Raw genomic sequence first — 19,807 nt, forward strand, 5'->3', positions numbered from 1 at the left:
ACATTTAAGCATACCATTAAAGTTAAATAAACTAATCCAGTATGAAAGTAATTAAACTTCTAATCTTTGCCTTTTTATTTACAGGCATAATCGCATGCAAAGATGACCAAAAATTATCAGATGCCTATGTTGAGCCTGCGGTTTCTACTTATTATTTCATACGACACGCAGAAAAGATAAGAAGTAATTCAGAAGACATTGATCCTGAATTAAGCCAAAAAGGCCTTGGAAGAGCTATGCACTGGGCAGAAATATTGAATGATGTTGAACTAGATGCCATTTATTCAACAGATTTCGAGAGAACAACTATGACCGCTGCCCCAACTTCTGTTAAGAAGGAAATAACTGTTCAATATTATGACCCTTCTAATATTGATATTGAGCAATTTAAAATGGATAATTTAGGTAAAAATGTTCTTATAGTTGGTCATAGTAATTCAACACCAGATTTAGTAAACAAGGTGCTGGGAGAAGATAAATATGACGCCATGGATGATTATGACAATGGGAGTCTTTTTATTGTCCAGGTAACTGGTAAAAATGTATCGGCCAATCGTTTGAATTTCAATTGCAATTGTCCGGATTAACTTCAATATCTTCCAAGCGAATGGTTGATAGAAGATCTAATTCTTTGGTTTTAAAAAGTGCTTCAAGCTCATATACTGAAATATTTTTTGAAGCTTTATAATTATTGTAATCAACAAACCGAATTCCATTAATTATCCTTTCATTAAACGCTTCACGAAATCTTGTTCCTCCTCCATCTACATTAAATTCATACGCTAAGTAATCCGGCTTATACGTCTCTTTATTAAACCAATAGATATAAATATCATCAAAATCTTCGCCTCCATCTTTTTCATCAAAAGTAACTTCCACTTTATAGTATTGTCTATCTCCAAATTGGGTTTCACCAAGAAGCTTTTTATTCACCGCAGGGTCATTTAAGCCATATGGAAGATACGCGAAATAATGAACAGAATTTATTGAATTTGAATATTTGGCGGCCATGGAGTCGGCTACAATTACAGGGTTCCCATTTATGGTTCGTTCAAAACCATTATGCTTTAGAATATCCAAAATGGTGGTCGAATCATTATTTATAATTCGCTTTAAGATCTTTCTTCCTGAATTGTTTTCTAATTCATACCTAACATCACGCAAGGTGAAAGATATATTACATGATGAGTACAGATTACCTCCTGAGACTTCTATAGATTTGTCTATAATATCTTGAACATCAATAGTATCTGAGTTCCTGTTCCTGCAACCTATTGTTATAAAGATAAAAATGATTACTGTAAATCTCAACATAGATAAGTTTTTATAGTAATCGTAAAAGTCTTGCTTTATTTACACTTTTCACAAAAATAAATTCGTTTTCCAATATATCGTACTCTGGTATTTGTTCTTACTTTTGTCACTTATGCAGAAAACCATAAATATAAAAAACAAAAAAGCCCGTTTTGAATTTGAATTCCTGGATACCTATATAGCCGGAATTGTACTTTCAGGATCCGAAATAAAATCTATTCGGCTGGGTAAAGCTTCTATCACAGAAAGTTTTTGTGAGTTCAATGAACAGGGAGAACTTTTTGTTATAAATATGCAAGTTGATGAATATTCACATGCCACGCATTTTAATCACAAACCTAAAGCTGCCCGCAAACTTCTGCTAAAAAAACAAGAATTAAAAAAACTGGAAAAAGAAGTAAAAAATACAGGGCTTACCATTATTCCCCTGAATCTTTTTGTAAACGATAAGGGATTAGCTAAACTTAAAATTGTTCTGGCAAAGGGTAAAAAATTATATGACAAAAGGGAAAGCATTAAGGATAGGGACAACAAAAGAAATCTGGATCGTCTTAAAAAGAATTTTAATGCCTAAGCTCTGAATAATTCAGTAAACATCACGTGATTTAATCAATTTTTATCTTCCAAAAGCGGAACGAATCGAAAAGAGCCAAATTCCTGCCGTTCAAATTCCTTCTCTGATTTTCTAATAATACGTGTCATAATCTGATCATCCAGACCAACCGGGATTACCAATTTACCTCCAATTTTTAATTGAGATAACAGGGCCTTAGGAATTTCCGGAGCCCCGGCAGTTACTATAATTCCTTCAAAAGGGGCTTCCTCAGGAAGACCTTTATATCCATCTCCAAAAATAAATTTTTTGGGTCTGTATCCCATTTTCTTAAAAAATATAGAGGTTTTTTTGAATAATTCCAGTTGTCGTTCAATAGTGAATACCTTGGCCTTCAATCGCAAAAGCACGGCGGTCTGATAGCCACTTCCTGTTCCAATTTCTAATATTTTGTCCCCAGGGTTTATTTCTAACAATTCCGTTTGGAAGGCTACAGTGTATGGTTGTGATATGGTTTGCTCCGCAGCAATGGGAAAGGCTTTATCCTGGTAGGCGTGATCTTCAAAACTACTATCCATAAATAAATGTCTTGGAACCCCTCTGATAGCGTCTAAAACATTTTTATTTTTTATATTCTTGGCAGCAATAATGTCTACAAGTTTATTGCGCATTCCCTTATGTTTGAAAGTATCTTTCAATAGTTTGGTTTTGTGCTGCTAAAATTAGAAAATCAAATTGGAAATAGGTGTGTTTTACAAGTGATACATTGACATAATTTAGAATTAATCTCCTTATTTTTGAAAAAACATAAACTTATGCTCAAAGTTGGCGTATTAGGTGCAGGACATTTAGGTAAAATTCATTTGCGCCTTCTTAATGAATCAACTGAATATGATTTAATTGGATTTTTCGACCCGGATGCTGAGAACGGTGAAAAGGTTGCTGCAGAATTTGGATATACCTATTTTGAAAATATAGATTCCCTCATGGACGAGGTAGACGTTGTAGATATTGTCACACCTACCTTATCTCATTACGAGTGTGCGAAGAAAGCGATGGAAAAAGGAAAACACGTTTTTATCGAAAAACCCATTACCAACACTTTGAAGGAAGCAGAGGAACTTCTGATAATTGAGGATGTGAATAAGGTGAAAGGACAGGTGGGGCACGTAGAACGTTTTAACCCGGCCTTTATATCGGTTAAAAGTAATATTAAGGATCCTATGTTTATTGAAACTCACCGGCTGGCAGAGTTCAATCCCAGAGGAACTGATGTACCCGTGGTATTAGATTTAATGATTCATGATATCGATGTAATTCTTAGTGTTGTCAATTCCGAGGTGAAAAGAATTAATGCAAGTGGCGTATCTGTAATTAGTAAATCCCCGGATATTGCCAATGCCAGAATTGAATTTGAAAATGGATGCGTTGCTAATCTTACTGCAAGTAGAATCTCATTAAAAAACATGAGGAAATCAAGGTTTTTTCAGCGAGACGCCTATATATCTGTTGATTTCCTTGAAAAACAGGTGGAAGTTGTTAGAATGAAAGACGCACCTGAAAAGCCCGGTGAATTTGATATGATACTTCAGAACGCAGAAGGAGATAAAAAACAGATATATTTTGAAAACCCTGAAATTCTGAACACCAATGCAATCCAGGATGAACTGGAAACCTTTGCAGCAGCTATAAATAATAATAGCACCCCTGTAGTGACGTTAAAACAGGGCACTCAGGCTTTAAATGTAGCTTTACAGGTAATCTCGTCTTTCAAAAACTAATGGGTTTAGAGTATAAAAGACATTAAGTAATTTTCACTGATTAATCAGCATAAAATGATAACAACAATTGCAGTAATAGGGGCAGGTACAATGGGTAACGGAATTGCGCATGTATTTGCGCAAAATGGTTTTAAAGTTCACTTGGTTGACATCTCGCAGGAATCCCTCGACAAAGGGACTTTAACAATTTCCAAAAATCTGGATAGGATGCTGTTAAAGAATGTAATTACTGAAAATGAAAAGACAAATACATTAAAGAATATTACTACATATACCTCACTGAAGGAAGGGGTAAATGAAGTAGGCCTGGTAATTGAAGCTGCAACCGAAAATGTGGAATTAAAATTGGCCATCTTTAAAGAACTGGATATCCATTGCCCTGAAAATGCTATTCTGGCGACTAATACATCTTCCATTTCCATAACGCAAATTGCCGCAGTTACGAAAAGACCAGACAAAGTAATTGGAATGCATTTTATGAATCCTGTACCCATAATGAAATTGGTAGAGATCATTAGAGGTTATAATACGAGTGATCAGGTTACTCTAACCGTGATGGAAATTTCTGAAAAATTAGGTAAAATAGCCACGGAAGTAAATGATTATCCCGGATTTGTATCAAATAGAATCCTAATGCCCATGATAAATGAAGCAATAGAAACCCTTTACAATAATGTAGCGGGTGTATCTGAAATAGATACGGTAATGAGATTAGGGATGGCACATCCTATGGGACCTTTGCAGTTAGCCGATTTTATTGGGCTTGACGTATGCCTTTCAATTCTAAATGTTATGCATGACGGGTTTAAAAACCCTAAATACGCGCCATGTCCACTTCTTGTGAATATGGTAATGGCGGGTAAAACAGGAGTTAAATCTGGAGAAGGATTTTACGACTATTCAGAAACGCGTAAGGCTGAAAAAGTAGCCAAACAATTTGCCCAATAGTTCTATGGCAGTTATAAAACCATTTAAAGCAATACGGCCGGCAAAGGATAAAGTGTCATTCGTAGCTTCACGTTCTTACGAAGAATATTCAAAAAAAGAATTAGACTGTGTCTTAAACTACAACCCATTTTCCTTTTTACATATAATCAATCCAGGTAACAGGCTTAACAGAAAGGTCTCCGGCAAGGAACGTTTTAAACTAATTCATAACCGTTATTTGGAGTTTTTAGAAGACAAAATCCTTTTAAAGGACAATGAGGAAAGCTTTTATATTTATAAAATAGAAAAAGACAATCTTAATTGCTGCGGAATTATATGTGCAACCAGTACCGAAGATTACAGGAATTCTGTAATTAAAAAACACGAAAACACACTAGAACACCGGGAAAAATTATTTGCGAATTATCTCCAATTAGTTCAGTTCAAAGCCGAGCCGGTTTTGATGATTTATCCGGATATCGTTGAAATATCTATGATAATAAATTCAGAGATCAAAAACAATCCGCAATGTCATTTTACAACACCTGACAAGACAACACATACCCTATGGAAAATTTCAGGAAAAAGTACTTTAACACGACTGCAGAATGAATTTGGTAAGGTAAATTCCTTATATATAGCTGATGGGCATCATAGAAGTGCATCTTCGAATCTATTATCTCTTATGTCGCAAAAGAAAAACCCAGGTCATACTGGTAAAGAACCTTACAATTTCATCATGAGTTACTTAATCCCCGAATCGGAGATTAGAATATTTGAGTTTAACAGAATGGTACGTGATCTGAACGGACTTACAGCAGAAGAATTTCTTGTAAAACTGGATAAATTTTTTAGAATCACGAATCATGGTGATCAATTGTACAGACCAAGCAAAAAGCATCATTTTAGCATGTACCTAAACGGTTTATTTTATTCCTTATACTTACGGAAAAGCAGATATGAATTTACGGATGCCCTTAGTAAGCTCGATACCCAGATTTTATACAAGACTATCCTTGAACCCATCCTCCAAATAAACGATTTAAGAAATGATAAACGAATTCAATATGGCTATGGCAAACGCAATGTTCTTAAAATGAAAGATGAGATTGACCGTGGGAATTTTGCAGTAGGTTTTGGTTTAGTCCCTTTAGACGTTGAAGAGATAAAGGCAATAGCTGATGCAGGATTGGTTATGCCTCCAAAAAGTACGTACATAGAACCAAAGCTCAGAAGCGCACTCGCTATCTACGATTTAGGTTCATCAGTAAGTTAAAGATTCAACTTTACGCCATCCAATACTAGCAGATAAGGAAAAGTGTAGAGTAATTATGTAAAACATATAATTGACTAATTTCAAATAAAAAATAAGTGTCCATAAAAAAAAATCTACTTAAAATCCTCGATGATCTTCCCAAAGAGATAAGCCTTGTTGCCGTATCCAAAACAAAAAGCAATGAAGAAATAATGGAAGCCTATGAAGCTGGCCAGCGTATTTTTGGGGAAAACAAAATTCAGGAAATGGCTCTTAAATGGAGTGAATTACCCAAAGATATAGAATGGCATATGATAGGCCATGTGCAAACCAATAAGGTAAAATACATGGGTGAGTTTGTCTCGTTAATTCATGGCGTGGATAGCCTAAAACTGCTAAAGGAGATTAACAAACAAGCCATAAAACATAATCGTAAGATTAACTGCTTGCTTCAGGTGCATATCGCTCAGGAACAAACAAAATTTGGACTTAATGAAACAGAGTTATTTGAATTAATAGGTTCAGAAGAGTTTGGAAATCTCAAAAATGTGAATATAAAGGGCTTGATGGGTATGGCTACTTTTACCGATAACGAAGAACAAGTAGCTAAGGAGTTTTCATATTTATATTCAATCTACTCAAAATTAAAAAATAGAATACCCGATGTAAATGTTCTGTCCATGGGTATGAGCGGAGATTATAAAATTGCAATTCGACAGGGCAGTACAATGGTACGCATAGGAAGTAGTATCTTTGGTATTAGAAATTACTAATCTAAATAGGAATACCACAATTTTGTTCTAAAACAGTGTATGTACGCTATACTTGACATAGAAACTACAGGAGGAAAATATAATGAAGAAGGGATAACCGAAATTGCCATTCATAAATTTGACGGGCATAAGGTTGTAGATAAATTCATTAGCCTTGTAAATCCTGAAAAAGAAATTCAACCCTTTGTAGTTAATCTCACGGGTATTAATAACAAAATGTTGCGCACTGCTCCTAAATTTTATGAAGTGGCAAAGCGCATTGTTGAAATTACTAAAGATACCGTCATTGTTGCTCACAATGCTCAATTTGATTATAGAATCTTACGTACAGAATTTCGAAGATTAGGATTTGATTTCGAGAGGAAGACCCTGTGCACTGTGGATTTGTCAAAAAGATTGATCCCGGATGCGGAATCGCATAGCCTGGGTAAATTGGTACGCTCATTAGGCATTCCAGTTAGTGACCGCCATAGGGCTAACGGCGATGCACTGGCTACATTAAAATTATTCAAACTTTTACTTACTAAAGACAGTGATAAGTCCATAATCAAAGAAATTGTGCGTGAAGAGTCATTGGGTGAACTCTCACAAAGGCAGTTGGATATTGTGGAAAGTATGCCAACAGAGGTTGGTGTCTATTACATGCACAATAAAGATGGCGATATAATTTTCCTGGGCAAAAGTAACAATATTAAAAAACGATTGAACCGTCACTTTTTAAAAAGTGGAGACCTGGCCAGACAAATTCAAAAAGAGACCAAAAAGGTTACCTATGAAAAAACTGGCAATGAATTAGTGGCATTACTAAAAGAAAATGAAGAACTCATTAAGAACAAACCCAAATATAATATTCAAGGGAAACAAGTTGCATCCCCAAATAAAAAACATCTTGTACAAATAAATGGCTGTGATGTTTTATCAGATAATATAATCATTATTGACAAGGGCAGGGAAATTGGTGAACGCAGTGCTATACTAATCAAGAATGGGGAATTTTGTGGTTTGGGTTTCTATAACCTTAATTATCAAATTAATAATATTCATATCTTAGAATCTATTATTACACCTATGAATAACTCCCGGTATGCCAGAAAAATTATTGAATCATACCTGAGAGAAAAAAAAGTACTTGAGATAATTGAATTGAAAAATAACCCGTGACAGAATTCAAACCAAAAAAAGGCTGGAAATATAAGCTTCACGAAATAATTTATGGCACTCATACGCCGGCAGGTAAGCTATTTGATATAGTTCTATTAATAGTAATTGTATATAGCGTAATTATTGTTATGCTGGAGAGTATTCCCAGAATAGATACGAAATACCATTCATTTCTTAATATTTCGGAATGGGCAGTTACTATTTTATTTACTTTGGAGTACATCCTTCGCCTTATTTGTATAAAAAAGCCAACAAAGTATGTTTTTAGTTTTTTTGGTATCATTGACCTTCTTTCTACCATTCCAAAATACTTGTCCTATTTTATAGGCGGTTCCCAGTATATTACAGCATTTAGGGCTTTACGCTTATTGCGCGTCTTTAGAATTCTTAAACTGGTAAGATTTGTCGGGGAGTCTAATAATTTAATGCGGGCTTTACGGGCCAGCAAAACCAAGATCTTTGTTTTTGTATTCTTTGTTTTAGTAATCTCCATATTACTGGGTACGATCATGTACCTGGTGGAAGGACCAGAACATGGGTTCAACAGTATCCCACATAGCGTATATTGGACCATTGTTACCTTAACTACAGTTGGTTACGGTGATATTTCACCGGAAACCGGACTGGGACAGATTATTGCCACTTTTATTATGATTATTGGTTATGGCATTATCGCTGTTCCAACAGGTATTGTGTCAGCCGAATATACTACTATGAATAAGGATATTAAGGAGGCCGATATGGGGAGGAGTTGTGTTTCCTGTGGCACTGAAATTCTACGCAGGGATGCTGAATATTGCAGGAGTTGTGGTCATAAATTAGGCGATGAATAATGTCTGGTAAATACCTTCTCACAGTTGTAGGGCCCACTTCAATAGGGAAAACAAAATTAGCTATAGACCTGGCAACATATTTCAAAACTGAGATCATCTCCGCGGACTCCAGACAATTTTACCAGGAAATGTCCATTGGCACAGCGGTTCCTTCCAGACATGAATTAGAATCCGTACCTCATCATTTTATTCAACATAAGAGTATTCAGGAAATATACAATGTAGGGGATTTTGAAAAGGTTGCCTTAAATGTACTCAATATCCTTTTTAAGAAATACAATATTGCCATCATGGTGGGTGGCAGCGGCTTATATATTGATGCAGTTATTTACGGTTTAGATGCTTTCCCCAGGGTTGATAAGGAAATCAGAACCAAATTAAATTCAATTCTTAAACAGGAAGGAATCGAAGTTTTACAAAATCAACTTAAAGAACTAGACGCAGAATATTATGCTAAAGTAGATATTCAAAACCCCCATAGAGTCATTCGCGCTCTGGAAATATGCCTTGGTACAGGTAAAACCTATTCTTCCTTTATAAATAAAGAAAAGCCTCCTCGACCATTCAAATCCATTATAGTAGGCCTTTCTGCAGAAAGAAGCGTACTCTATGATAGAATAAATAGGCGAGTGGACACCATGATAGAAAACGGACTTATTGAGGAAGCCAGATCATTATATAAACATAAATATTTAAATGCCTTACAGACTGTAGGTTACAAGGAACTTTTTAACTCTTTTGATGGAAAATGGGACCTTGATTTTGCTATTTCAGAAATAAAGAAAAATACACGTCGGTTTGCAAAAAGGCAATTGACATGGTTTGGAAAAAATAAGGATATTATTTGGGTAGACTTCGCTACTCCATTTGATGAGATACTGGATAAAATTATACATTTGAAAAACACCATCTAGAATGATAAAGGCGGATCCAAAAGTTTATTTTATTATGGGGGTTTCAGGCTGTGGTAAATCTACTATTGGGAGCTTACTGGCAAATGAACTCAAAATACCTTTTTATGATGGGGATGATTTTCATTCTAAAACCAATGTAAAAAAAATGGCCTCCGGACAACCGTTAACTGATAATGATCGAATGGGTTGGTTATTAAGATTAAATGAAATAGCCCTTGCTAAGCGTGAACAAGGTGCAATTATAGGTTGTTCTGCATTGAAAGAATCCTACAGGCGTATATTAGACGCAAATCTTCAGGAATATGCAAGGTGGATTTATTTAAGTGGTTCTTTTGAAGACGTAATGAACCGCTTGCGCCAAAGAAAAGGTCATTTTATGCCTGCAGAACTTCTTAAATCTCAGTTTGAAACCCTGGAGGTACCCCAAAAGGCCATAAATGTTTCAATAAATATGCCTCCTGAGAAAATAGTTAACCGAATCTTAGAGTTAATAAAGTACTAATAAAAAAGGCATCCATTATTGGATGCCTAATTCACCTTATTTATTATATTTTACTGCGTTTTTACTACCAGCCTGAATCCTTCGCCATGAATATTAAGAATCTCCACCACATCATCTCTTTTAAGATACTTCCGCAATTTGGCGATATAAACATCCATACTTCTGGATGTAAAATAATTGTCATCACGCCATATCTTAGTCAAGGCCAACTCCCTGGGCATAAGATCATTCTCATGCAAAGCCAGCAATCTTAATAATTCATTTTCCTTTGGCGAGAGTTTTATTGGCTCTTCGTCTTTATATTTTAGAAACCTTAACTTAGAATTTAGGTGAAAATTTCCAATATTAAATTCAAATTGTTTACTGTCAGCCAAGGTATTAGAAGCCTTTCTCTGAAGAATAGCCCTTAATTTCATAAGCAAAACTTCTGAATCAAATGGTTTGTTCAAATAATCGTCAGCACCTGCTTTATAACCTTTAAGAACATCTTCTTTCATAGTTTTGGCTGTGAGAAAAACAATTGGAACGTTCTCATTCTTCTCCCGAATTTCCCTTGCCAGGGTAAACCCATCCTTATAAGGCATCATCACATCCAATATACAGACGTCATAATTGTCTTTTTTAAACTTTTCAAAACCTTCCATGCCGTTTTTTGCCAAAGTAACATCAAAATCGTTCATGGATAGGTAATCCTTTAACACGATTCCAAAGTTAGGATCGTCTTCGACTAAAAGTATTTTTTTGTTTGCTGTTTCCATAAATTATTAAATTAATGGTAGTTTAATATAGAAGCTACTTCCTTTATCTTTTTCACTTTCAGCATAAACTTCCCCTTGGTGATCCTCTACTATTTTTTTTACATAAGCCAACCCTAGCCCATGTCCTTTAACGTTATGTATATCTCCGGTGTGTTCTCTATAAAATTTTTCAAATACTTTTTTCAACACCGCTTTACTCATTCCTGCACCCTGATCTTGTATTTTAATGACAATATAATTATTGGCAATCTCAGTGAAAATATCAATTTTAGGTGCTTCTGGTGAATACTTCACAGCATTATCCAGGATGTTTACTATCACATTTCCAAAATGCATTTCATTTGCCAACACTTCAGATCTTATAGCATCTAAATGGGTGTGAATATACCCTCCCCTATCGGTTACCAGAAGTTGAACATGAGTAATTGATTTATTAATAATGTCGTGAATGTCTACCCTATCCTTACTTATATCCAATTGATTTTTTTCTAGTTTCGAGATCCTAAGTACATTTTCAACCTGAGCATGCATTCTTTTGTTTTCTTCCTTTATCATTTGCAGGTACCGTTGTACCTTTTCCTGATCTCCAATAATTTTAGGATTCTTGATCGCTTCAACCGCCAAGTTTATTGTAGCAATGGGTGTTTTAAACTCATGTGTCATATTATTAATGAAATCTGACTTTATTTCTGAGATTTGCTTTTGTCTAATTAACTGATAAATTGCCCCCGAATATGCCACAACTATTATAAGAGTGAAAACCAAAGATAAAATCGCCATTCCCATAATATTTTGAAGTAAGAACTTCTTCTTTTTGGGAAAAGACAACAAGAGTGTAAAATTACTTATTCCCTCACTGTTCTTAAAGAATGGAGCTTTATAAACTGTTGTACCTCCAAATTTGAATCTTTTAGACTTTACTTTAGTAGGCAGACCCTTGCTATAGACTCCATACTCATATTCAATATCCATATTCCGGTTTTCCAACTCACGGTCCAGTAATAATTCTATCTCTTGCTTTGAAACACGTTTGTGAATTGGAACTTTTTCTGCATATTCCCTATAGACATCGTCAAAAATTGCCTTGTCTATGGATGATAAACCACCTACTTTCTCCAATTTTTGTATCGGATTTAGTTTATAGCTTTTACCATCCAATCCAAAATCCTCCTTATAAACTGTTTTAGTACGTTTACTGGTGTAATTTTTTATTGTTGTTGTATCATTACCATTGCCATTGTCAAAGAACGTAGATCCGATATTATAATCTTCTTCCAAAATTCCATGCGAGTAAAATAGAATTTCGTTAGAATTTAAATCACGATCAATAAAAAATATGTTACTCAAATGGGAACTTTTAAACTCCCCTACACTATCCTTAAGATTTAAAAATCTCTCAGAATAGTCGTCCATTTCACGGTCTTCAATTTTGTCCGTTACTTTATTAAGAACTTCTGAAACTGCATTTGAAAATTGCTCTTCTTTATCTTCAACAGAACTTTTTATCCAATACAGTTGTACAGAGATAATCCCAATAAGAGAGAGACTCATTAATATGACCAGACTAACAAATAATCTCTTATTCATCTATTTAGTAAATTTAAAAATTTAACATTTAGCGAATCGCCTGTTTAACCTAACCTTAACAAAAATGTTAAAAAAGCCGTTAGACTACTATTTTGGTAAGTTGGAGATGAATCTGTTCAACTTGTAATTTAGTCTGATCTAAGTCTATATTTTCGACAATATAATCAGATAAAGGAATTTTTTTAGAATCGTCCCATTGATTCTCCATTCGTGCCAAGATCTCTTCCATTGAACCATTATCTCTTGCCATTATTCTTTCTAAACGGGCTTCTTTTGGGGCCTTTACAAGTATTATCTTATCAAAATTGGTATAGGAATTGTTTTCAAAAAGTATTGCTGCCTCCTGGATCACATATGGAGTTTTTTTCCTTTTTACCCACGCCATAAAGTCATTTTTAACAGCCGGATGCACTATTGCGTTCAGCTTTTGAAGTAATTCCTTATTGTTAAAAACCTTATCCGCTATATACTTTTTGTTTAAGCTATCCAGTACATATGAATCTTTTCCCAACAGATTAATAACAGCAGTTTTAATCTCTTTAGAATTATTCATTAGCTTTTTAGCCCTCAAATCTGAATTATAAACAGGAACACCCAATTCTTTAAACATTTTGGCCACTGTTGTTTTTCCACTGCCAATCCCACCTGTTAATCCTATAATATTCATTGACGTTTCAGAATAAATTCCACTTCATTCATCATTAGTTGAACACTATACACATCGTTGGGTTGTTCAATTAGGCTTACCTGAAGATTTTGATTATCACCTCTATGTTCCTGAAAATCAGCCACAACTTTAAAGTCTAAAGGGTTAATATCTTTTAATCGATCTATTCTGGCCTTACAAAGTACTGCAATTGTGTTGGGAAAAGTTTTTATCTGAGTTCCCTCCGGAAGATTAATAACCTCCACTGGAATTTCTAGTAACTTTTCAGAGAATCGAAAAACATTCCCGGAGATTCTTACTTTTTTTATGGAAAGTACAGAGTTCTTTAGTTCTTCTGGCAAAACCAAGTCAACTACTATGGAAAAATCCTCACTAATTTCATTGAGTTCAACTTCCGTCGTTGAGATTGAATTTACAACGTCCAACTCCTTTTTTGGTCCTGTTATTGAGATTAGTGAAGGCTCTATCTTTAATTTCCCGTCTACAAGATAATTCTGGGCCGGGTTTAAGCTAATATTTGGAGTGATGGGAACCTCTTTTAATTCAACTTTATAAAAATCTATAAACAGCGTATCCCTATCTAATTCTAAAAGGGTCATAGAAGCAGATAATTGGCTCTCTATCTGTTTCCTGAAATCAAGTTGGGTAACGTAAAAATCTGATTGATTATTAGCCATAGTAGATAGATCAATCTTAATTTTTTTTCTATTGTAATAAAACCCTAAGAACTGAAACCCACTGGCTCTAAGTCTTACATCAACATTTTTGAAAGAATTGTCAGCTAAAAGGAGACTGTCCGGTACATTGATATACTCCAGGTCAAAAGTAGTCCGGTCAACATAGGTCTCAGATAATCTGCTTACAAGCCAGGCCAGGAAAGAACACAGAAGGAAGATTAAAAAGATATTTATCTTTCTTTTGTCATTACTTCTTTTGATGTCTTTCTGTTCCATTAAATTTGCTTAAAAAATAATTCGGGAAAAAGTTCCTGTGGTTTACTTTTGGTAAAATTAACCAAGATTACTGATTTTAGAAAACCATAACCATAGCCGAGAAATTGAATCATAACGGCAATAACGGCCAAAAGGCCAACTACAAGGCTTTTATTCTTTATTAAGGCATCTAAAAAAATAAACGCAAAATATGCGGCATAAAGTATAATGGGCCATAGATATCTTGCCGACCCAATGAACAACCCTGCTATAGATATTATAAACCCTATACAGAAAAGGGAAGGGAACCAGTAGAATATTCTGGAAGAACCTGGATGCCAGCTATTAAGAATTGGACGTACCATACCAAACTTTTTAACCTGCAATAAGAATTTATTAAAACTTATTCTTCGCTTATGGTAAACAAAAGCCTCTCTAATTAATTTGGTTTCATACCCTTTTTCCCATAACCGCATACTTAGGTCCGGGTCCTCTCCCGGATGTATATTTCCAAAGCCTCCCGAATCTTCAAAAGCCTTTTTAGAAATCCCCATATTAAAACTTCTGGGCTGAAATTTATCGACAGTTTTCTTATTCCCCCTGATACCTCCAGTAGTGAAAATAGAAGTCATGGCATAATTTATGGCCTTCTGGATATTTGAGAATGACTCATGTGCAGCATCAGGGCCACCAAAACAATCAACGTATTTGCTGTTTAAGGAAACTGCTACCTTTTCCAGATAATTGACAGGAATTACGCAATCTGAATCCAATATTATAAAATAATTTCCTTTAGCTTGCTGCATACCGAAATTTCTGGAATCTCCTGGCCCTGTATTATCTTTGAAAAGATAAGTAATATTTAATGATCCTTTATAATCTTCAATAACAGATTTGGCCGTTGTAACAGAGCCATCTTCAATAATGACTATTTCATAGGATTTATCATAAGACTGATACAACAAACTCTCCAGCAGTTCGCGAATTTCATCAGGTCTGTTAAATACAGGAATGATTAAAGAAAAAGAAAGTTCCATATCTAAATAAGGGTATACACATAAAAGCCACCCCAGTGCAGGATGGCTTTCTAATATTTTAGATGCTGTTATTTAGTAAAATGATCAATTACCTCCTGGCTTACACCTGTATTTGAAAAACCACCATCATGAAACAAATTCTGCATCGTCACTTTTCTTGTAAGATCTGAGAAGAGAGATACGGTATAATCTGCACAATCCTGAGCAGTTGCATTACCTAAGGGAGACATCTTTTCCGCATAATTAATAAAGCCATCAAAACCTTTTACACCCTGTCCAGCTGTAGTTGGGGTTGGAGATTGAGAAATTGTATTAACTCTTACCTTTTTCTCTTTGCCAAAAAAGTAGCCAAAACTTCTGGCCACAGATTCAAGATAAGCTTTATTGTCTGCCATATCATTATAATCCGGAAAAGTACGTTGCGCAGCCATATAGGTCAATGCCACTATACTTCCCCATGAATTCATTGCATCTGCTTTGTATAAACTTTGCATAACCTTATGGAATGAAAGTGCAGAAACATCCCACCCTTTGGTTGTAAAATCATATTTTTCATCCGTATATAAACGACCTTTACGGACATTAACCGACATACCAATTGAGTGTAAAACGAAATCCAGTTTTCCCCCCAGTATTTCCATTGACTTTGCAATCAAATTATTCAAGTCGTCTTCACTGGTGGCATCTGCAGGAATTATTTGTGAACCAGTTTTCTCTGCCAGGGCATTAATCTGACCCATACGCATGGCAATTGGCGCATTTGTGAGAACAAATATACCTCCTTCTTCATGCACACGCTCGGCCGTTTTCCATGCAATTGAATTTTCATCAAGTGCTCCAAAAATAATTCCCTTCTTCCCTTTTAATAAGTTATATGCCATGTTAAAGTCCTTTGTATTTATTTGATGTCAAAGATATCTAAAAAAGTAGAAACTAAACCGCTCCAATAGGATATTTGAAACACACTATGAAAGGGAAAAATAAAACTAAAGGCTCGTTTTACCTTTTTAATTCAAAAGCTCCCGGGCATGTGCAAGAGCTGATTCTGACAGGCTCTTTCCTCCAAGCATTTCCGCCAATTCAAATACTCTTTCATCCTCCAGCAATTCTTTCATTTGCGTTTGAGTACTATCGCCCTTATCTGTTTTAAATACTTTAAAATGATGATCCCCTTTGGAAGCAATTTGAGGAAGATGCGTTATAGAAAAAACCTGCATGTTCCGGCTCATTTCTTGCATAATATCGCCCATTCGGTTTGATATTTCACCGGAAACACCACTGTCTATCTCATCAAACATTAGAGTCGGTAATTGTTCGTAGCGGGCAAGTATCGATTTAATTACAAGCATAATACGAGATAGTTCTCCTCCAGAAGCAACCTTTTTTAAAGTATTATAATCCGACCCTTTATTTGCGGAAAACAAAAAGACTAGCGTATCAATGCCGTTTATTTTATAATCTTCAGTTGGAATAACCTCAATATTGAAAGTAGCATTGGGTAAACCCAGGGAGTGCAAAGAATGTTCAAGTTTTTCCTTTATTTCCGGAATTACTGTTTTTCGTCGAACAGATAACAAATTGGCGTCTTTATCCAACTCATTCTTTTGTACCTCAAGTAAATTTCTTTTATTTTGAATTTCGTCTTCAAGATTTTGTGTGGCACTAACCTTGTTTGTAAGTGATTCTCTTATAACAATTAATTCAGAGACCTTGGATACGTCATGTTTTCTTTGCAGGTCATATATAACCTGTAATTTAGTATTAATTTCCTCAAGTTTCCCCGGATCAGGTTCAATAGATTCCTGCAGAATTTGTATTTCTTCGGCAATGTCTTTTAATTCAATAAAAACTGAATCAATTCGTTCCTTAAGATTTGCAAACTTGCTTCCAATTACCGATAGCTTTCCTGATATAAGTTTAAGTTCCTGCAGTAAACTTACAATCCCCATTTGTTCATCCCTCAACAGATGATTTCCTTTGGATAGGTTTTCTAGAACGGCTTCAACATTATTTAATTGTTGGTATTGATCCTCCAATTTTTCCTGAAGCCCATCTTCAAGATACACAGCATCCAATTCATTTAATAGGAAAGTGTTGTAATCATGCTCTTTGTTAGCATTTTTTTGAAACTCAATAAGCTCATCAAATTCCTGTAAAGTAGCTTTGTATTTTGCCAGTTTAGTATTGTATGAATTCAGGATCTTTGTATTGTCTGCAAAAGCATCAATCAATTTTAACTGAAAATCGTGCTCAGTCAACTGCAATGTCTGGTGCTGTGAATGAATATCAACAAGTCGTTTGCCCAGTTGTGTTAATATATCGAGTGTAAGAGGAGAATCATTTACAAATGCTCTCGATTTACCGCCAGGATGAATTTCCCTGCGCACAATAGTATTGGAATCATACTCCAGATCATGCTTACTAAAAAATGATTCTAAATTATAATTTTTGATATCAAAAATGGCTTCAATAACACATCTGCTTCCTTTATCTTTTAGAGAAGTCATATCAGCCCGTTTCCCTAAAACCAGGGAAAGGCCACCTAAAAGAATTGACTTTCCAGCTCCCGTTTCACCCGTAATAGTAGTAAATCCCCTTGTGAAGTTTACATTGAGATTATCTATTAATGCATAATTTTTTATAGACAGATTTATCAGCACAGCTATATTATATAATATGGTCTGTAAAGATAAATTATTATTGGAATGAAAATGAAGTGGTTAATATGTTATTTCATCCCAGGTTGTGGAATAAAATGGAGCTACTTTATTTAAGGTCTCTTTTAGGGCAACAATATCTACTTTAGGCCCATCAGAAAATATGTCTTGTATTTCCTCAGATTTGGCATCAAAGAAAGTTTGTATTAAAAATGCGTTAGGTCTTCTTTGCGTTAAAGTCTCAAACAACCTCATAGAGCCTGCTATCACTTGCTTGCCAGTGCTATTATTGTCCCCTAAAATATCTAACCCCTTTCGGTGATAATTATACATGGCAATTCTATATTCTCTAAAAGTATTTGACAGGAGGTTATCAACCAATTCAAATCGTGTCCTGTTATCAGAAGCTGTTTGCCTCCAGCCCGAAAAACTGCTGCCCTGAGCCTGGGTTACAATTTGCTGTGCCTCTTTGTAAAATTCCGTACCACCCTCCAGTGCAAAAGTATCTGCGTCCAAACCGAGTATTATGTATACATAGTAGGAGATAACGCCAACCAAATTAGAATCAAAAACATTCGGGTTATAAACCAAAGGTTCAAACTCAATATATCGAAAATTGAACTGGTTGTCCTTATAATTAAAAATAGGGCTTTCATAAGAGGTATTAAATACGGGACGAGAAGACTGAATCTGAATATTTGCACTAAATCTGTCAGATGTGTAGTCCGTTACTGTGATAAACATCCTGGCATTAACCTTCTCATTTTCATTGTAAACCCTATTCGTCCATTGGCTTTTATTGACAAAATCATTCAATGCACGTTCTAAAGTTCCAAATATTTGTCTGTTTGTCTGGTTTACCTGATCTGCATTAACTGTAATTGTACAATTAAGTTCCTGGGCACTAATATAATTAGCACAAAGAAGGCTAAATAGGAGAATTAAAAAATTACGCATGACCCTTGCTGATGATTTCGTTCAATATGTCTATGGCTACTTCAGCCTTATTCTTAACTTCAAACGTTTTTATCTCTAAATTCTTATCTATAAATGTTATTTTGTTTGTTGTTTTCCCGAACCCGGCATCTTCGTCATTAAGCGAATTCAGAACAATGGCATCTAAGTTCTTTTTTATTAATTTCTTTTTGGCATTCTCAAGCTCGTTTTCAGTCTCCAATGCAAAGCCCACTAAATATTGATCCTTCTTCTGATCTCCCATTGATAATAGAATATCTTTATTTTTAACAAAATCAATTTGAAGGGTTTCAGATTCTTTTTTTATTTTTTGTTCGGAAACCTTACTAGGCCTGTAATCAGATACTGCAGCAGCACATATAGCAATATCGCATTCTTTATAATACTTATGAACGGCATTAAACATTTCCTGAGCAGATACCACCCTAATTATTTCTATGGCCGGGTTATCCAATATTAAATGGGAAGGGCCTGATACCAACACAATTTCTCCCCCAAGTCTGGCAGCTGCTTTCGCTAATTCAAACCCCATAAGACCCGAGGAATGATTGCCAACGAAGCGCACAGGGTCTATGGCTTCGTATGTGGGTCCGGCTGTAATCAATAACTTTTTCCCTTTTAGTGGCAAGTTACTGGAAAGATATTCCTGCATAAACTGCACAATATCTTCTGGTTCTGCCATACGTCCTTCCCCAAATAATCCGCTTGCCAATTCACCTTTACCTGCTGGAATCATGATATTACCAAAAGTCTGTAATTTTTTCAGACTCGCTATTGTTGTTGGATGTTTATACATATCAAGATCCATTGCCGGAGCAAAGAATACCGGGCATTTAGCGGAGAGGTAGGTAGCCAGTAATAAATTATCGCAGGTGCCACTTGCCATTTTACTCAGGGTATTGGCTGTAGCGGGAGCAATAAGCATTATATCAGCCCACAAGCCAAGATCAACATGGTTGTTCCAATCCAGGCTCGCTTCCTCTTCCTTGATAAAACTGGTAAGTACAGGATTCTTTGATAAGGTAGCTAAGGTAAGAGGGGTAACAAATGAAAGAGCGCTCTCAGTTAAGATAACCTTAACTTCAGCGCCCGCTTTGATAAACAATCTAACCAGAAAAGTGGTTTTGTAAGCAGCGATACCCCCGGTAATACCCAAAAGGATTTTCTTGCCGCCTAACATA

Annotated in this window: 21 protein-coding genes; 10 read left to right on the forward strand and 11 right to left on the reverse strand. The window is 35.3% G+C overall.

What is annotated here, in order from left to right:
• Positions 1–41: 41 nt before the first annotated feature.
• Positions 42–587: a SixA phosphatase family protein gene (locus WBM60_RS04845; RefSeq protein WP_424259757.1), complete on the forward strand. Its 546-nt coding sequence runs from the start codon at positions 42–44 to the stop codon at positions 585–587.
• Here WBM60_RS04845 and WBM60_RS04850 read toward each other — a convergent pair.
• Positions 565–1,314: a DUF6503 family protein gene (locus tag WBM60_RS04850; protein ID WP_424276947.1), complete on the reverse strand. Its 750-nt coding sequence runs from the start codon at positions 1,312–1,314 to the stop codon at positions 565–567. The genes WBM60_RS04845 and WBM60_RS04850 overlap by 23 nt on opposite strands.
• Before the next feature lie 112 nt (positions 1,315–1,426).
• On the opposite strand from WBM60_RS04850, the gene smpB reads away from it, so the two are divergent.
• On the forward strand, positions 1,427–1,888 hold the full coding sequence (gene smpB / locus WBM60_RS04855) for an SsrA-binding protein SmpB (RefSeq protein ID WP_299163080.1): 462 nt from the start codon (positions 1,427–1,429) through the stop codon (positions 1,886–1,888).
• Between the two features lie 35 nt (positions 1,889–1,923).
• On the opposite strand, the gene WBM60_RS04860 is transcribed toward smpB, so the two are convergent.
• Positions 1,924–2,565: a protein-L-isoaspartate(D-aspartate) O-methyltransferase gene (locus WBM60_RS04860; RefSeq protein WP_424259904.1), complete on the reverse strand. Its 642-nt coding sequence runs from the start codon at positions 2,563–2,565 to the stop codon at positions 1,924–1,926.
• 117 nt (positions 2,566–2,682) lie between these two features.
• Between WBM60_RS04860 and WBM60_RS04865 the strand changes: the two genes are divergently transcribed.
• The 8 genes from WBM60_RS04865 to WBM60_RS04900 all read left to right on the forward strand — a co-directional run bounded on the left by WBM60_RS04865 (position 2,683) and on the right by WBM60_RS04900 (position 10,013).
• Positions 2,683–3,648, forward strand: coding sequence for a Gfo/Idh/MocA family protein (locus WBM60_RS04865; protein ID WP_424259924.1), 966 nt, complete (start codon positions 2,683–2,685; stop codon positions 3,646–3,648).
• A gap of 57 nt (positions 3,649–3,705) precedes the next feature.
• Positions 3,706–4,596 (forward strand): 3-hydroxyacyl-CoA dehydrogenase family protein, encoded by an 891-nt coding sequence (locus tag WBM60_RS04870; RefSeq protein WP_424259925.1) that lies wholly within the window; start codon positions 3,706–3,708, stop codon positions 4,594–4,596.
• 4 nt (positions 4,597–4,600) lie between these two features.
• Positions 4,601–5,851, forward strand: coding sequence for a DUF1015 domain-containing protein (locus WBM60_RS04875; protein ID WP_424282816.1), 1,251 nt, complete (start codon positions 4,601–4,603; stop codon positions 5,849–5,851).
• Positions 5,852–5,946: 95 nt separating this feature from the next.
• Positions 5,947–6,603: a YggS family pyridoxal phosphate-dependent enzyme gene (locus WBM60_RS04880; RefSeq protein ID WP_424259906.1), complete on the forward strand. Its 657-nt coding sequence runs from the start codon at positions 5,947–5,949 to the stop codon at positions 6,601–6,603.
• Between the two features lie 39 nt (positions 6,604–6,642).
• Positions 6,643–7,764, forward strand: coding sequence for an exonuclease domain-containing protein (locus tag WBM60_RS04885; RefSeq protein WP_424259907.1), 1,122 nt, complete (start codon positions 6,643–6,645; stop codon positions 7,762–7,764).
• Positions 7,761–8,597 (forward strand): ion transporter, encoded by an 837-nt coding sequence (locus WBM60_RS04890; RefSeq protein ID WP_424259908.1) that lies wholly within the window; start codon positions 7,761–7,763, stop codon positions 8,595–8,597. The genes WBM60_RS04885 and WBM60_RS04890 overlap by 4 nt, the downstream gene beginning before the upstream one ends.
• Positions 8,597–9,511 (forward strand): tRNA (adenosine(37)-N6)-dimethylallyltransferase MiaA, encoded by a 915-nt coding sequence (gene miaA, locus WBM60_RS04895; RefSeq protein WP_424282817.1) that lies wholly within the window; start codon positions 8,597–8,599, stop codon positions 9,509–9,511. Before WBM60_RS04890 ends, miaA begins: the two co-directional genes overlap by 1 nt.
• Before the next feature lies 1 nt (position 9,512).
• Positions 9,513–10,013: a gluconokinase gene (locus WBM60_RS04900; protein ID WP_424259910.1), complete on the forward strand. Its 501-nt coding sequence runs from the start codon at positions 9,513–9,515 to the stop codon at positions 10,011–10,013.
• A gap of 50 nt (positions 10,014–10,063) precedes the next feature.
• Here the strand turns inward: WBM60_RS04900 and WBM60_RS04905 are convergent, their stop codons facing one another.
• The 9 genes from WBM60_RS04905 to coaBC all read right to left on the reverse strand — a co-directional run bounded on the left by WBM60_RS04905 (position 10,064) and on the right by coaBC (position 19,806).
• A complete protein-coding gene (locus WBM60_RS04905; protein WP_299163102.1) occupies positions 10,064–10,771 on the reverse strand; it encodes a response regulator transcription factor in 708 nt (235 codons plus the stop codon).
• Positions 10,772–10,777: 6 nt separating this feature from the next.
• Positions 10,778–12,358, reverse strand: coding sequence for a sensor histidine kinase (locus WBM60_RS04910; protein WP_424259911.1), 1,581 nt, complete (start codon positions 12,356–12,358; stop codon positions 10,778–10,780).
• Positions 12,359–12,437: 79 nt separating this feature from the next.
• Positions 12,438–13,025: a dephospho-CoA kinase gene (gene coaE, locus WBM60_RS04915; RefSeq protein WP_424259912.1), complete on the reverse strand. Its 588-nt coding sequence runs from the start codon at positions 13,023–13,025 to the stop codon at positions 12,438–12,440.
• On the reverse strand, positions 13,022–13,978 hold the full coding sequence (locus tag WBM60_RS04920) for a CdaR family protein (protein ID WP_424259913.1): 957 nt from the start codon (positions 13,976–13,978) through the stop codon (positions 13,022–13,024). The genes coaE and WBM60_RS04920 overlap by 4 nt, the downstream gene beginning before the upstream one ends.
• Positions 13,978–14,994, reverse strand: coding sequence for a glycosyltransferase (locus WBM60_RS04925; RefSeq protein WP_424276949.1), 1,017 nt, complete (start codon positions 14,992–14,994; stop codon positions 13,978–13,980). The genes WBM60_RS04920 and WBM60_RS04925 overlap by 1 nt, the downstream gene beginning before the upstream one ends.
• A gap of 68 nt (positions 14,995–15,062) precedes the next feature.
• The gene (locus tag WBM60_RS04930; protein ID WP_424259915.1) at positions 15,063–15,875 is read right to left on the reverse strand and encodes an enoyl-ACP reductase FabI; all 813 of its coding nucleotides are present in this window, start codon (positions 15,873–15,875) and stop codon (positions 15,063–15,065) included.
• Between the two features lie 126 nt (positions 15,876–16,001).
• Complete coding sequence (gene recN, locus WBM60_RS04935; protein ID WP_424259916.1) at positions 16,002–17,654, reverse strand: DNA repair protein RecN; 1,653 nt, start codon at positions 17,652–17,654, stop codon at positions 16,002–16,004.
• A gap of 60 nt (positions 17,655–17,714) precedes the next feature.
• Entirely contained in the window at positions 17,715–18,608 is an 894-nt protein-coding gene (locus WBM60_RS04940) for a DUF4835 family protein (protein WP_424259917.1), read from the reverse strand.
• Entirely contained in the window at positions 18,601–19,806 is a 1,206-nt protein-coding gene (gene coaBC / locus WBM60_RS04945; protein WP_424259918.1) for a bifunctional phosphopantothenoylcysteine decarboxylase/phosphopantothenate--cysteine ligase CoaBC, read from the reverse strand. Before coaBC ends, WBM60_RS04940 begins: the two co-directional genes overlap by 8 nt.
• Position 19,807: the final 1 nt, after the last annotated feature.

The organism is Eudoraea sp. (genome assembly GCF_049669105.1).
Taxonomy (GTDB): domain Bacteria; phylum Bacteroidota; class Bacteroidia; order Flavobacteriales; family Flavobacteriaceae; genus Eudoraea.